The sequence below is a fragment of the Heyndrickxia sp. MSNUG genome, from assembly GCF_049532715.1.
In the GTDB taxonomy this organism is placed as follows: Bacteria; Bacillota; Bacilli; order Bacillales; family Cytobacillaceae; genus Mesobacillus.
On sequence record NZ_CP150978.1, the window covers coordinates 2583190 to 2596689 of the forward strand.

Here is a 13500-nt window from a genome sequence, read left to right on the forward strand (position 1 = left end):
TGAATTAGCAGGACATTTACTCGCTAGAAAAGAAATGAGTATTAAGAAATATAGAATGATTCATAACAGGAGGATATATGGACTTTCCAGAATTAGAAACAAACCGTCTAATACTCAGAGAAATTAACGAGGATGACGCAGAGGACCTATTTAAAAATTTTTCAGATGATCGTGTTATGCAGCACTATGGCTCGGAAAAGATGACTGAGATTGAAGAAACTGTTGGGCTCATTCATTCATTTAAAATGAATTATAGTGAAAATAAAGGATTTAGATGGGGAATTCAAATAAAGGGTCAAAGTCGATTGATAGGTACAGTAGGATTTCATGCCTGGTCTTCAAAAAATAGGCGAGCTGAAATTGGTTATGAGGTCCATCCAGATTACTGGGGAAAAGGATATGCTCAGGAATCCATTAGCAAAGCATTAGAATTTGGTTTTAAAGATATGAATTTAATGAGAATAGGTGCAATTGTATTTCTCGAGAACCTTCAATCAAATTCATTGCTTATGAAATTGGGGTTCCAAAAGGAGGGTGTTTTGAAGAACTACATTATTCAAAAAGGGCAATCATATGATACCAATGTTTATTCTAAGGTGAAATGTTAAAGGAAAGATGATCATGCACCTTTCCTTTTCCTTTAATGTATATTTTTCTTCTTGAATCTTCCGCCTCGGACTTCTGCAATGTTGCCGACAGCCAGGAAAGCAGTATCATCAAGCTCTTCAACAATCGATTTTAATTTTGCTTCTTCAAGCCTTGTAATGACACAGAAAATTACTTTTTTGTCATCCCCTGTGTATGCTCCTTCACCATTCAAATATGTAACCCCACGGCCAAGACGAGCCAGGATAGCTTCGCCGATTTCCTTATGTTGTTCACTGATAATCCAGGCCGCTTTTGATTCGTCCAATCCGGCCATCACGACATCAATCGTTTTGAACGCAATAAAATAAGTCAGGATCGAATACATTGCTCGATCCCATCCAAAGACAAAACCAGCTGTTCCAAAAATAAAAATGTTAAAGAACATGATGATCTCACCGACGGAGAAAGGCAATTTTCTATTTGCCAGGATTGCTAATATCTCCGTTCCGTCTAACGACCCTCCGTAGCGGATAACAATCCCAACTCCAGCACCCAGAACGATGCCGCCAAATACTGTCGCTAAAAGGAGGTCTTCTGTAAAAACAGGTACCTCGTGAAGGAAACTGGTCGTCAAGGATAGAACCGTGATTCCTAATAGAGTGGATAAGGCAAAAGTTTTTCCAATTTGTTTATAACCGATAAAAAAGAAAGGAATATTGAGAATAAAGATAAATAGGCCAAGACGCAATCCTGATAGATGAGAAAGGATAATCGAAATACCTACTATTCCGCCATCAAGTATCCTATTTGGGACAAGGAATTCCTCAATTCCTACTCCCATTAGCACAGCACCTAATATAATAAAAAGAATTCTTTTAGCAAGCTTCGTTTTTGTAATGCCTTTATGCTGGTATTGGACAAGTACTTGTTCTGGTATACTGTTCATTTTCTCCCCCTTAAACATTTCTATTATTGAACATGACGTGCTTATCTTAATACGTGGTCTTAGATTAATTTTATCATATTTTCGTGTTCCTAAACGAATTAAAGCTTGAGAGCAGGCAAATTATCAGTGTGGAATGATAATAAAAAGGGTAGAAGAAAGGGAAGTTAATCATAGGATTACTATTACTTTCGAAAAGGTGTTGTTGCTCTTTGAATTTGACGTTGGCCATCGGTCTCTTCCTGCTGGTTTTGTTCCTAATTGGCATCATCGGCATCAAAATAATTAAAATCCCCGATATATTATTATATATTTTGCTCGGTCTCGTTTTATCCGCTTTTCTTGATGAATCCAGGGTTATAGAGGCTGCTGGAGAGATTGGTTTGGTTCTGTTGTTTTTTCTGCTAGGTATGAAGTTCTCCGTTAACAGGCTCATCCGTAATAGCGGGAAAGTATGGAAGGGCGGTTTGCTTGACGCTGTCCTTGGGATCATTGTAACAGCAGGAATAAGTTATCTTTTCGGCCTTGACTGGATTTCATCCTTAATCGTGGGAGGGATCGTTTACGCTACAAGTTCTTCCATCACCGCTAAACTCCTTGAAGATAAAAATAGGACTGAAAATAAAGAGTCAGAATTTATGCTCCTCATTCTTGTTTTTGAAGATTTGATTGCCCCTATTCTTGTTACTGTTCTGATCGGCCTTACGGGTGAAGGCTTTACAATAAAGGATTTCTTATTCATCATTCTGAAAATAACCTTGCTTGCCGGAGTAGCTGTTTTCTTCGCAAGAGTAGTGTTTAAGAAAGCTGAACCGATATTAAAGGACATAAAGCAGGATGATATTTTCATCGTTTTAATTACAGGAATTGCTTTAACGTATGGCGGTATCGCTATGTTCCTTGGTTTATCTGAAGTAATAGGTGCTTTCCTTGCAGGAATGATGCTATCGGAGTTATCCATTAAGGATAAGGTTGAGAAAGTCGCTTTGCCAGTACGGAATATTTTTCTTCCTTTCTTTTTCCTGAATTTCGGGCTCCATATTGAACTGACTACTGATATACCTCATGTAGGGTTACTTGTTGTCCTGATTATTTGGTCATTGGTTCATAAGCTGATTGTCGGATATTTTGGCGGACAATGGTATGGCCTGCCGAGAAGCTATTCATTAAAAGCGGGTTTATCGTTAACGCAACGCGGAGAGTTTTCAGTAATAATCGCAGCACTAGCCACTGGAGAATTAAAGATGTTTGCGAGCATCTATATTTTGGTGATCGCCTTCATTGGAACCATACTGTTCCAATTAGCACCGAGACTCAATAAAATAATTGTTGAAAAAGTGAAGGAGAAGACAAGCTGAAAATATATTCACTTTGTTACTTAACAAAGCAAAAATTGGAAAATCCATACACCACTAAGACCTTGTTACTTAAAATAGAGAAACTTGGAAAATCCGAAAATCAATAAGACCTCTTGGTTATCTAAAAAAAACAAATATTGGAAAATTCACACACCAATAAGACCTATTGGTTACTTAAAAAAGAAAAACTTGGAAAATCTGAACACCAATAAGGTCTCTTGGTTACCTAAATAAACAAAAACTGGAAAAAGAAAGCACCAATGACACCGCTTGGTTCCACACAATGACAATTATTAGAAAATCCAGAACCCAATATGATTTCTTTTTCTCCTAAAGAGGAAATTTAGACTACCTTAAGACCTCTTGGTTATAAAAATGACTGGAAAGAATGGTTTTGAGAAGCCACAAAGAACAGTAGCAACGGTTTCTAATAAAGCCAAAATATTTGTTAATAAAAAAAGCATTAAAGGGAAATCATCCTTTAATGCTTTTAATTATTTTAATATTTCCTTCACTCTGCCAACCTGTCCATCTTCAAGCCTGACCTTTATGCCATGTGGGTGAGTACTTGAATTCGTTAGGATGTCCTTTACAACTCCTGCTGTAAGTTTACCCGATCTTTGATCCTCTTTTAGAACAATATTCACTTTTAGACCTGGTGTGATGTCCTTTCGGTTTTGTCCGGTCATTACACACCCATTTTTCTGCGCTGGTTGCTGACTTTTTTCGTCTGCTGGCTCTTCATTTTCTTTGTTTGGTCCATGTGGTTAGAACTGCCTTTACCACCAGCTGCGTTTTTCTTTTTATTTTCAAGCTGTTGTTTAATTGCTTCCTGCAAGCTTAACTTTTTCTTTGGTTCTTCAGTATTGTTTGTCATTTTGAGTGCCTCCTGGACATTATTTTTTAGTAAATACAGTATAATCCTTTTTAGATAAAAAGGAAATGAGGACCTTTCATATATGGTCTCAGACTGTAGACATTCTCAAAAAACAAGGTTGTCTGCAGTCTTTTCTATTTAAGTTGATCTATAAACCTAGTCTGTTCATTTCAATAACTGATAAATGATTTGAATCTTTGTTTTATAAACCGGAACATTAAATATAAGGTCTTTCTATTGTTCTAAAATTTTATTGGCTACAAATGGTATGAAGATTCACCTAGTCTCGAATTAGATAATAATTAATCCAACGCAAAAAAAGGAGTCAGACTAACTGCATATTTAATTTTTCCATTTTTTGCATTATTATTAATGTAAAACATAATGGGGACTGATTAGATTTGAAAAGAACTATACTCGTTATTTTGGGTTTGCTTTTAGTAGCAGGGGGGGTTTTTATTTTCCAGCGAGAACGGGAAGAACGCTATGCAGGACAGAGTTTTATACCAGAACGCTCGAAAGATGTTCCTCTATATAAAGGATTAAGCCCTGATGGAAGTCCTGAGTATGTTATTGAAGGTGACCAATGGGAGGAAATATTGGCTTACTATAAGAAGGTTCTCCCCGAACACGGATGGGAAGAAGTCTCTATCCAGTCCTCTGATAATCATAATGAGGATGGGGCTGGCTTCATGTCCACCTGGCATAAAAAAGAGCAGAAATGGGAGTTGTATATAGGAGCAGGATATTTTAAGAATCAGAATCAGACCGAAGTTATATTTGATAAGAGAGAGAGAATGATTGCAACAGCATGGATCAAAAAACAGCCTGAGTCAATCTGTATTAACGAACAGCCCGAGCGAAGTAAAGATTGTTTTAAAATAACCGATAAAAAGACCATCAGTGACATTATTTCCATGATAAATGGAGCCTTAGACCAGAATAAAGAAAGGACTCCTTATGGAGGAAAAAGTACAATAGAAGTGGGTTCTTTTCATATTGAAGTCTATTATGATCTAGATAAGGGAATATATCTCGTGTCTGATAAGGGTACAAAATGGATGAAACCAGAGAAAGAGTTCTTTGAATCCACCCGAATATCAAAGGAATATTAATAAAGTTGCTATAACAAAAAACATCGGTCATTCAAGCCGGTGTTTTTTCACGTAAAGATCATTAATCACTCAATCATTTGCATTTAGCTGCTTAAAATGAGTAATATCTTCCTAGGCCAACGTAATTATTTTTGTATTCTCTAACAAATATCATTAGCTTGAGAGAAGATAATTTTTAAATAAAAGTGTATTCTATTGTTAAAACTGGATTTGACATGATAATTCGAGATCATTAATTAAACGATTAGAGTTTAAAAAGGGAAGTGACCATGGTGAATTCAATTACAGCGGTGGCTAATGAACTACAGCAAAAATCCGAACAAATATCAAAGGAAATGGTCGAAAAGATCATCGACAAGATCGGGGTTGAAATACCACAGTTAGAGATCAACCAGGCGATTGAAGTCTATACTGAGTATTTAGGTTTTCTGGGCGAAACCATTAAAAAATCTGATGAAACAACTCCTGAAGCATTGCTTGAATGGAGCAGAAATAATGGGGAACGAGAAGCAGCAAAAGGGGGAAGAATATCTGACATAATCCTCCGTTATCCGCCAACAAGACTTGTATTCATTGATAAAATGGCTGAGATTTGTTTAAGACATGACCTTAAAGTCGAGGACATAATTTGGATTAATAAAAGAGTAAACAACATGCTGGATATAAGCATTAATGAAACTGTATTTGCATTTGAAAGACAAAATTCAAAACTCATGAAGGAAGTACAGGACGAAGTTAATATCCTTTCGACTCCTGTTGTCCCCGTTCAGGAAAATATCGCGGTCTTGCCACTTGTTGGGAAGATGGACCATGACCGGGCAACTCTTATCATGGAACGTGCTGTACCCTTAGTTGCCAAACAAAAAATACAGTGTCTGATCATTGATTTTTCAGGTATTGTTACAATCGATGCTACAATTGCCAAGCATGTATTCGATATCCATAATGTGCTCCGACTGTTGGGAGTGGACTCCATCGCTACAGGGATGAGACCTGAACTGGCTCAGGCTGCTGTAGAAGGAGGCGTGGATTTCTCTAGTATTAAAACGTTCTCAACTGTCAAACAAGCAATCGAAAGTATTAATAACAATAATTAGTCTTATAATTCACACCTTGATTTAGAAAAGGAGTTTGGAGGACAAGTTTGGAAAAAAAACAACCCGATATAAAACTGATCGCACTGGATATGGATGGAACGCTATTAAACGAACATCACGAGGTTTCTGATGAAAATAGACAGGCAATCAAAGATGCTGAGAAAAAAGGAGTTAAAGTTGTTCTAAGTACAGGACGTAGCCTGAAAACAGCAAAAGATTATGTTTTATCGCTGGAGTTATCGTCCTACCTCGTGACTGTGAACGGGAGTGAAATCTGGGGTCCGGATGGAGAACTTGTGGAACGGACTCCCGTCGCCACAGAGCATATCCAATGGATGCATGATCTATCCAGACAGAACAACGCGAAGTTCTGGGCAATCAGCACCGAAAATAACTGGAACAACGAAATGCCAGAAGATGTCCTTTCACAAGAGTGGCTTAAGTTTGGCTTCCACATCGAAGAAGATGCCATTCGTGAAAAAGTGCTGAAAGAGCTGGAGGCTAAAGGCTTTTTTGAAATTAGTAATTCAAGCCTGGTCAATATTGAAGTAAACGCAATAGGGATCAACAAGGCAAAAGGTCTGCAAAAGGTTTGCAGCCTGCTTGGTATTTCAATGGAAAATGTTATGGCAGTCGGCGACAGCTTGAACGATATTGCCATGATTACCGAGGCTGGATTAGGCATCGCAATGGGCAATGCACAGGAAACAGTTAAAAAAGCGGCGGATGACATTACAGGAAAAAACACCGAAAACGGAGTCGCGCAAGCAATCAAAAAATGGGTTCTCTCATAATACTAAAGAAGCAGGTCAGCCCTGCTTCTTTTTTTGTATTGGTGAAAGAGAAATGTTCCAAAAAGGGTACATTATAGGTTTCTTAAAAACAAGGCTCTATTAAAGCTGAATGTTGATTTTTAAACCCTGTTGATTGTAGTGGAAGGCGCGTAGACTCCTCCGAAAATGCTAACGCATTTCCATCGTGCGTGGGTCCCATTCGAGGAAGCTCTTCAGTGTCCTGCGGGCGCAGCTGGACAGGTGAGACCCCGCAGGAGCGAAGCGACGAGGGGGCTCAGCGCCAGCCCCGCGGAAAGCGAAGCGCCTGGAACGAAAATCAACAGCCTTGTTTAACAGAGCCAAATACAAAAAAGAAATAAAAGCGAACCCATAAAGGATTCGCTTTAACATCTAAATTAACTAATCGTGCTGTTCTTTGCGCCGGATTGCACAACTGCAACTTTAAATCCTTTTGCTTCAATCTCAGCAATTTGAGCATTTTCTCCAGCCACTTCAACTACGGATTTTCCATTAACTGCTTCAGCAACAATTTTCTCAACTGTTGCATTCTCAATTCCTTTTCCAATATGGATCGCTTGAGGGGCTGAATGCCTGACAAACACATTACGGATTTTTACATTATCTGCGTGATTTTCACCGCCAAAAACCCTAATATCATTGTTTGCTTTGATAAAGCCACTGACATGGACATTATTGAAAACCACATTTCTCGAGCGATATTGAATGGCGATGACCGGCTCGTCCCCATAATCATATTGTGGATCTCCGATGACATAAAAGTGATTCACTGCAACATTTTTATATGCTGATATTACCATCGCGCGAGGGGAGGAATTTGCGTATAAATCAGTATAAATAGGATTAATTGAAACGATATTGGCTGCTTTTATGTTGATCGCCGTTTTGGATTCCGGATCACTTTCCTTATGATGACCAATGTGTCGGAAATTATAGGAACGGTTATCATTTACAGAAATATGGCCAATGATGACAACATTGTTCGCAGCAGATGAGGTATGGTGGGCTTTTATTTCTATGCCGCCAAAACATCTTGCGCTTGAATTGTTCAATAGCCAAACATTTCGTGAACCATCATCAATCTCGATTCCATTCGAATTTGAAAATCCTTTTTTATGAGCCCTGCCGCTAGGATCACACATATGGCTATTTGAGATAAAGATATTATCACTATGATGGGTGGTGATACCATCATCACCAAAACCATAACCCGTAAGATTATCCAGCCAGATATATTCACTGCCTCCGCGGGCACGATAGCCGTCACCATAATAATTGTAGAGAGGGGAGGATATATCAAAGCAATGAAGGCCCGGATTGATTCCTTCGATATCCTTTACCCAGCCAAATTTAACATTCGCATATAAGAGGCAGCTCGAGTGATTCCCCCATGTACTGGTCTTCTCCACGTTTCCAAGGCGCTCTACATTCCAATCAAGAGTCATGCCTTTTACATAAATATTCCGGTTACCTGTCCGGTGATTTCGATTCGTAACAAGCCTGGTGCCTTTAGGTGCAGATTCATGCAGTTTTATCGTCGTTTTCCCTTTACCCGCACCAACTAGGGCAGTCCAGGAAGGGAGCTTAATTTCTCTTGTGACAAAAACGCCTTCAGGTATGAATACCTTTACACGCCCCTTGCCAAGAGCCATCCGGAAAGCTTCGGTACAATCCTTCACTCCATCACCAACTGCTCCATAATCCTCAATATGAACCTCTCGATTCATTTCAGTTAATAGATGATTATACTCATCGTTTAAAAGTTCGATCCATTCTGGATAGACATTCCCGTTTTGATCCACGATCGTATCATAATGGTCAAATTCGTCGAATGCTGATTTAGTCAGAGCAACTTTTCTTAAGGTCGCTCTGAAATTAGTGAATAAGGATGATATAACAGTCGAAGTACGGGCAAGCGCAGGAGAATAATCCTTACTCGCTTCAAGAAAAAGAGCCTTTGTTTCATTTACTAAATCTTCTATATTCGATTCTTTTCCAGTAATTTTTGAGATTAGTTGCCCATTCATTTTAGGATTGTGATTTCTTTCTAATTTGATCATCGTATTCCCACCTTTGTAAAGCTGCTGCTATGATTATTATTTCCCGCTCTCATAGCTGATAACCTTTTCAAAAGGAATTAACGTATCCTTTTATGTTAGGAATTAAATCAGGTATGATAAAGATGTGTTTCATTTTTTGGAACAAGGTAATTATAGAATGGAAGAATTCTTTTGATTAGTGGGGGATTTGATTGATCACATTAGGACCACGAGTTTTAAAAACAGGGCTTGCTGTGGTGCTCGCTTTATATATAACAAAATGGCTGGGCTTGGAACCTCCTGTATTTGCTGCGATTGCCGCTACTTTTACGATTCAGCCCTCAATTTACCGATCATGGAAACAAGTGATGGAACAATTCCAGGCGAATACACTAGGAGCAATTATTGCAGTAAGCTCAATTTACTTGTTTGGCAACAGCCCAATCGTCATCGGACTTGTAATGGTCATCGTCATTATTATAAGTTTAAAGCTTAAAATGGAAGGCTCGATTTCCTTAACATTGATTACAGTGTTAGTCATGATGAGTTCACAGGAATTCCAGGGGATTGTCGCGGCTGGGAATAAATTCATTATTGTCCTTGTCGGGATGGGATCGGCATTTTTAGTGAATCTCATCATCTCTCCACCGAATTATAATAAAAATTTCAGCGAAAAAATGGATTCAAGTTTCAGGACTATGTCATTGCTGATCCGAACTGCAATATCGAATGAATTGACTGAAAAAACATTCCAGAACCAATGGAGTCAGCTTAAAAAAGATGTATCCAAATTAGAAGACCTTTACAAAACCCTTGATGAGGAACGCGAAAAAATTTCGAAGCTCAAACCATTAGATGTCCGGGAAATAGTCGTTTTTAAACAGATGCTTGCCTGTCTGCAGCAGGGCCTTAAGCTTCTTGATATCATTGAAGATCATTTTTTCCAGAGTCGGCCTGAAATAGAGGAAACGAGGGAGTTCGATCACCATCTTGAAGAATTGATCAATTATCATGAAATGATCTTGCTGAAATATACGGGAAAAATCAAAGACATCGATAAGGCAGATCTCCTTGAAGAAAGCGGTCAGTTCCTCGAAGGAATCATGGAGGATACGATTTATGAAAGAGAACATAAACTCCGCCTCGTGATTATTGGCTCAGTTATCTTTGATTATGCATTCCAGCTTGAACGCTTAAATGATTTAATCGATCAGTACCAAAAGAAAAAACAGCATGTTGAAAAAGCAAGCTTAAGAACGATTCTTAAGAATCCAAGGGTTTTATTAAAAAAATGAGGGCCAATATGGTCCTCATTTTTTTAATAAACTCTGTTAAACAAGGCTGGTGATTTTCGTTCCAGGCGCTTCGCTTTCCTCGGGGCTGGCGCTGAGCCTCCTCGTCGTTGCGCTCCTGCGAGGTCTCACCTGACCAGCTGCGCCCGCAGGACATTGAATAGCTTCCTCGAATCCGCCCACGCACGATGGAAATGCGTTAGCATTTTCGGAGGAGTCTACGCGCCTTCCACTACAATCAACAGGTTTAAAAATCAACATTCAGCTATAACAGATCCTTTTAATAAAACAATTAACATTTTCTCAACCACAAAAAATGCATATGTATTTTTCTGTTAATTCCTTAAAATTAGAGAGGGTCATTTATATGGCGCTTCTGCTAGATGGATAAAAAAGTATTATATACCTATAAAAAACATCTATACCAAATCTTTATTTTTCCCTATAATCATTATAATTGTGCCAAAGGAGAGCTTCCCAACATGACTACACAGACCTACACTCAATATGAACTGATCCATAAAAATGAGAATAAATATTTTTGGATTGTATTATGTATTAGTATTGTATCTTATCTTCTTTTTGCTTTATCGGTTGTTGGACTTCTCGTTATCGTGGCGTTTATGACGGTCTCACTTTTGCTGCATGCTTTGATGATCGGCCACATACGGTTGAACGGTGTGAAAATTGGTGCGAATCAATTTCCGCTTATTCATAGTACGGTTGAAGATCTTTGTGTAAAGATGGACTTCAAACAAATACCGGATATCTATGTTATGCAGTCAGGCGGCGTACTTAATGCTTTTGCGACACGTTTTTTTGGCCGTAATATGGTGGTCGTTTATTCGGAGATCTTTGACTTTATGGAACAGGGTGCGGAAGAGGAACTTAATTTCGTTCTTGCTCATGAACTCGCCCATATTAAACGGAATCATCTTGGTAAGATGATGTTTATACTCCCATCAATGTGGATTCCCGGAATCGCTGAAATGTACCTGAGAGCTTGTGAGTTTACGTGTGACCGTTATGCGGCTTACTATACCGGCAATTATTCTGCAGCCAAAAACAGTTTGACAATCCTGGCCATAGGTAAAACAATGCATGGTAAAGTCAACAGAGCTGAATATCTTGATCAGATCAATAACGAGAAAGGATTTTTTATCTGGTTAGCTGAAGTGTTATCGACACATCCGCCGCTGCCAAAACGGATTAACGAAATTAGTGTGTTTTTTGGTGAAAGGGACCAAGTTTTCATCCATAATAAAAAATCTAAGTCATCAATTGTATTCGCTGCTGCTTCATTATTTCTTTTTGCAGTTTTAGGTGCAGGCGGCTATTACGCAATGAAATTATTTGATTCGGAATCTTATTTAAACGAAGAAAATGGGTGGATGGAAGAAGGGGATTCATCCCCTTTGATTGAATCTGTTGTCGATGGAGACCTGTCAAAAACGAAAAAGTTAATCGAGAATGGCGAAGACATCCACACTATAGATTATAATGGTTATACGCCTCTAGATTGGGCTATTAAGGACAGCAATGAGCCAATGGTAAAACTTCTACTGAAAATGAAAGCCGATCCGAACTTTGAAACGGATTACATGATGACTCCTTTCATGACGGCAGCAGAAGCAGGGAACCCATCTATGATTAAATTGCTTCATGAAGCAGGCGGTGACCCTGACTACCAGGAAACGAGCGGTGGTTACACAGCACTTACTTATTCTGTTTTCAGCGGGAATATGGAAGCCGTTAAACTATTACTTGATTTTGGTGCAGACCCCAGCTCCAAAGATTATTCGGGAATGACTGCTCGAATGCACGCCTTGCAATCAGGCGAGCAGGAGATTGCAGATTTATTAAAATAAATGCATATAACAGGAGGAAAATAATCATGAACAGACCTGCAGGATTTTGGGTAAGAGTAGGGGCATCCATTTTAGATGGATTGATTATCGGAATACCGATTGCCATCATTAGTTATTTAGTTACAGGCAGTGCCGAGGATAGTGGATTTTCATCTACTCTTAATCTTCTCTATACTCTGCTTGTCCCTGTCGTATGGACAGGATACACAGTTGGCAAGAAAATCGTCGGCGTCAGAATCGCTAAAGTCAATGGAGAGAAGCTTGGCTTTGGTACAATGCTGATGCGCACAGTTGTATCTGCCCTAGTTTATCTTTTAACTTTGGGGATCGGTGTCATCGTCAGCGCGTTCATGGTGGGGCTTCGCAAAGACAAAAGAGCGATTCATGATTTTATTGCTGGAACTTATGTAACATATGAAAAACCAAATGAAATAAATTACGAACAGAAGGTAATGTAAGGGAAGACGTCTGGCGATGCCAGGCGTTTTTTCTTTAGGAAAACCAGGTGATATACTGACCATTAATATGATATATTGAAAAAGATTGGTGGTCACAAATGAAATTTTTAAAAAGAAAAATAACAATTCTTCTGTTCTTTATCGTCATATTCGCTTTCCTGAACAATACAAGCCTATTTTCGTCCAATCAACAGGAGCCACTCTTGCTAGCACACAGAGGAGTTGCCCAGACCTTCAAAATGGAAGGAATCACTGGAGATACTTGTACAGCTGAACGCATACATAAGCCTGAACACGATTTTCTGGAAAATACTATCCCTTCAATGGAGGCAGCATTTGTAGCAGGAGCAGATATCGCAGAGCTTGATATCCAACCCACCAATGATGGTGAATTTGTTGTTTTCCATGACTGGACCCTGGATTGCCGTACTAATGGCAAGGGGCTTACAAGGGAGCAAAGCCTTGCTGAATTGAAGGGGCTTGATATCGGTTATGGTTACACCGCTGACGAGGGAAAAACCTATCCGTTTCGTGGTAAAGGAATTGGTATAATGCCTACGCTCGATGAAGTATTAAAAACTTTTTCAGGAAAAGAACTGCTGATCCATGTTAAAAGCGATGACCATGAGGAAGGAAGGCAGCTGGCCAATTACCTGAAGCATTATCCTAAAAAACACTGTAGAACATCTTTCTGTTTATGGAGGCGACCAGCCTGTAGCTGCATTAAAGGCAATGTTGCCTATCACTCGTGTTAGTTCAATAGAATCGTTGAAAAGCTGTTTTTTGCCTTACCTGGCATTCGGCTGGACCGGAAATGTTCCGGGATCATGCAAAAATATCCAGCTGCACATACCAGAAAAAATAGGCCCCTGGCTTTGGGGATGGCCGGAAAAATTCGTAGACCGAATGGAAAAAAATAATACAAGAACAATCCTAGTTGGTGGAGACGGCAGGGACTTCTCTAAAGGATTCGATACAACTGAGGACCTTGAGCGTCTGCCTGAAGGTTTTTCCGGGGTTATCTGAACAAACAAAATTCAAAACATCGTACCA

12 protein-coding genes and 1 pseudogene are annotated in these 13500 nt (G+C 39.1%); 9 read left to right on the forward strand and 4 right to left on the reverse strand.

Annotated elements, in window-relative coordinates; translation table 11 throughout:
• Positions 1-77: 77 nt before the first annotated feature.
• A complete protein-coding gene (locus tag AABM38_RS12920) occupies positions 78-608 on the forward strand; it encodes a GNAT family N-acetyltransferase (protein WP_423406801.1) in 531 nt (176 codons plus the stop codon).
• A gap of 32 nt (positions 609-640) precedes the next feature.
• Here the strand turns inward: AABM38_RS12920 and AABM38_RS12925 are convergent, their stop codons facing one another.
• Entirely contained in the window at positions 641-1534 is an 894-nt protein-coding gene (locus AABM38_RS12925) for a YitT family protein (protein ID WP_335377751.1), read from the reverse strand.
• Positions 1535-1743: 209 nt separating this feature from the next.
• Here AABM38_RS12925 and AABM38_RS12930 point away from each other — a divergent pair, with 209 nt between their 5' ends.
• A complete protein-coding gene (locus AABM38_RS12930) occupies positions 1744-2889 on the forward strand; it encodes a cation:proton antiporter (protein WP_423406802.1) in 1146 nt (381 codons plus the stop codon).
• 494 nt (positions 2890-3383) lie between these two features.
• Here AABM38_RS12930 and AABM38_RS12935 read toward each other — a convergent pair whose 3' ends face one another.
• Both AABM38_RS12935 and AABM38_RS12940 read right to left on the reverse strand, forming a co-directional pair.
• Positions 3384-3578 (reverse strand): YwbE family protein, encoded by a 195-nt coding sequence (locus tag AABM38_RS12935; protein WP_423406803.1) that lies wholly within the window; start codon positions 3576-3578, stop codon positions 3384-3386.
• Complete coding sequence (locus tag AABM38_RS12940; protein WP_335377748.1) at positions 3578-3766, reverse strand: hypothetical protein; 189 nt, start codon at positions 3764-3766, stop codon at positions 3578-3580. The genes AABM38_RS12935 and AABM38_RS12940 overlap by 1 nt, the downstream gene beginning before the upstream one ends.
• A gap of 599 nt (positions 3767-4365) precedes the next feature.
• Here AABM38_RS12940 and AABM38_RS12945 point away from each other — a divergent pair.
• The 3 genes from AABM38_RS12945 to AABM38_RS12955 all read left to right on the forward strand — a co-directional run bounded on the left by AABM38_RS12945 (position 4366) and on the right by AABM38_RS12955 (position 6772).
• A complete protein-coding gene (locus AABM38_RS12945; RefSeq protein WP_423406804.1) occupies positions 4366-4881 on the forward strand; it encodes a hypothetical protein in 516 nt (171 codons plus the stop codon).
• Positions 4882-5150: 269 nt separating this feature from the next.
• The gene (locus tag AABM38_RS12950) at positions 5151-5978 is read left to right on the forward strand and encodes an STAS domain-containing protein (RefSeq protein WP_423406805.1); all 828 of its coding nucleotides are present in this window, start codon (positions 5151-5153) and stop codon (positions 5976-5978) included.
• A gap of 89 nt (positions 5979-6067) precedes the next feature.
• Positions 6068-6772, forward strand: coding sequence for a Cof-type HAD-IIB family hydrolase (locus tag AABM38_RS12955; RefSeq protein ID WP_423410730.1), 705 nt, complete (start codon positions 6068-6070; stop codon positions 6770-6772).
• Between the two features lie 395 nt (positions 6773-7167).
• Here AABM38_RS12955 and AABM38_RS12960 read toward each other — a convergent pair whose 3' ends face one another.
• Positions 7168-8850: a glycosyl hydrolase family 28-related protein gene (locus AABM38_RS12960; RefSeq protein ID WP_423406806.1), complete on the reverse strand. Its 1683-nt coding sequence runs from the start codon at positions 8848-8850 to the stop codon at positions 7168-7170.
• Positions 8851-9041: 191 nt separating this feature from the next.
• Here AABM38_RS12960 and AABM38_RS12965 point away from each other — a divergent pair, with 191 nt between their 5' ends.
• The 4 genes and pseudogenes from AABM38_RS12965 (at position 9042) to AABM38_RS12980 (ending at position 13473) form a co-directional block, all read left to right on the forward strand.
• Positions 9042-10124, forward strand: coding sequence for an FUSC family protein (locus AABM38_RS12965; RefSeq protein ID WP_423406807.1), 1083 nt, complete (start codon positions 9042-9044; stop codon positions 10122-10124).
• A 479-nt stretch (positions 10125-10603) separates the two neighbouring features.
• Entirely contained in the window at positions 10604-11989 is a 1386-nt protein-coding gene (locus tag AABM38_RS12970; RefSeq protein ID WP_423406808.1) for a M48 family metallopeptidase, read from the forward strand.
• Positions 11990-12015: 26 nt separating this feature from the next.
• Complete coding sequence (locus AABM38_RS12975; RefSeq protein ID WP_423406809.1) at positions 12016-12447, forward strand: RDD family protein; 432 nt, start codon at positions 12016-12018, stop codon at positions 12445-12447.
• A 98-nt stretch (positions 12448-12545) separates the two neighbouring features.
• Positions 12546-13473 (forward strand): annotated as a pseudogene (locus AABM38_RS12980) (glycerophosphodiester phosphodiesterase family protein).
• Positions 13474-13500: the final 27 nt, after the last annotated feature.

Coding starts and splice junctions, on each gene's coding strand:
- AABM38_RS12920 (WP_423406801.1), top strand. CDS start 78: ATGGACTTTCCAGAATTAGAAACAAACCGTCTAATACTCAGAGAAATT.
- AABM38_RS12925 (WP_335377751.1), bottom strand. CDS start 1,534: ATGAACAGTATACCAGAACAAGTACTTGTCCAATACCAGCATAAAGGC.
- AABM38_RS12935 (WP_423406803.1), bottom strand. CDS start 3,578: ATGACCGGACAAAACCGAAAGGACATCACACCAGGTCTAAAAGTGAAT.
- AABM38_RS12940 (WP_335377748.1), bottom strand. CDS start 3,766: ATGACAAACAATACTGAAGAACCAAAGAAAAAGTTAAGCTTGCAGGAA.
- AABM38_RS12950 (WP_423406805.1), top strand. CDS start 5,151: ATGGTGAATTCAATTACAGCGGTGGCTAATGAACTACAGCAAAAATCC.
- AABM38_RS12955 (WP_423410730.1), top strand. CDS start 6,068: ATGGATGGAACGCTATTAAACGAACATCACGAGGTTTCTGATGAAAAT.
- AABM38_RS12960 (WP_423406806.1), bottom strand. CDS start 8,850: ATGATCAAATTAGAAAGAAATCACAATCCTAAAATGAATGGGCAACTA.
- AABM38_RS12970 (WP_423406808.1), top strand. CDS start 10,604: ATGACTACACAGACCTACACTCAATATGAACTGATCCATAAAAATGAG.
- AABM38_RS12975 (WP_423406809.1), top strand. CDS start 12,016: ATGAACAGACCTGCAGGATTTTGGGTAAGAGTAGGGGCATCCATTTTA.